The organism is Streptomyces adelaidensis, assembly GCF_016598475.1.
In the GTDB taxonomy this organism is placed as follows: Bacteria; Actinomycetota; Actinomycetes; order Streptomycetales; family Streptomycetaceae; genus Streptomyces; species Streptomyces adelaidensis.
Genome location: NZ_JAEMUX010000274.1, coordinates 1 through 755, shown reverse-complemented (window position 1 = coordinate 755; position 755 = coordinate 1). Strand labels below are relative to the sequence as shown.

Annotated in this window: 1 protein-coding gene; it reads right to left on the bottom strand. The window is 70.6% G+C overall.

Annotated features, from left to right (window positions below):
* Positions 1-672 (bottom strand): DDE-type integrase/transposase/recombinase (locus I8N67_RS41805; RefSeq protein ID WP_200309620.1); only part of this gene is annotated, 672 nt, incomplete at its 3' end.
* Positions 673-755: the final 83 nt, after the last annotated feature.

Genomic DNA, 755 nt, shown 5'->3' with positions numbered 1-755 from the left:
GGCCTCCGGGTCGCGGGGCCGGCACAGGATCACCTTGCAGGCCAGCAGCCCGGCCAGGGCGGCGAACTCGTGACTGAGCACGGCCCGCCCCTCCCGGCGCCGTCCGATGCCCGCTTCGTTGTCCCAGACCAGTGCCCGGGGCACCGCATCCCAGCCGGACAGCAGGTCCCAGTGCCCGCTCACGAGGTCGGCGGCCTGCCTCGACGGCAGCATCCGCGCGGTGATGACCCGGGAATAGCCGGCCACCATCACCAGCACCGGCGGGCGCCCGGTCTGCCCGAAGCCCAGCGGGATGTCCACGGGCGGGAACCACAGATCGCACTGGGCCAGCTCGCCGGGCTGATACGCCGTCCGCGAGACGGGGTCCGCCGGCAGATAGACCGGCCGCAGTTCCCGCACCCGCCGCTTCAGCACCGACAACGACCGTTCCCACCCGATCCGCTCGGCGATCACCGTGGCGGGCATCCGCGGGTACTTCGCCAGCAGTTCGCGGATCTCCGGCTCCACCGCGTCCACGATCGAGCCCTTCGGCACCCTCCGGTACTTCGGCGGATCATCACTCCGCCGCACGGTGTTCCGGGCGATCCCCAGATGCCGCGCGATCCCCTTGACCGACATGCCCTCCGCACGGTGGAGCCGCCGGATCTCAGCCCAGTCCTCCACACCGATCACCTCTTCCACCTGACTCCCATGGAGTGAGGGGCCCCGAAGTTCCCGGACAGGCACCCAATAGGGTTGTCCTGAACGAGGAAACG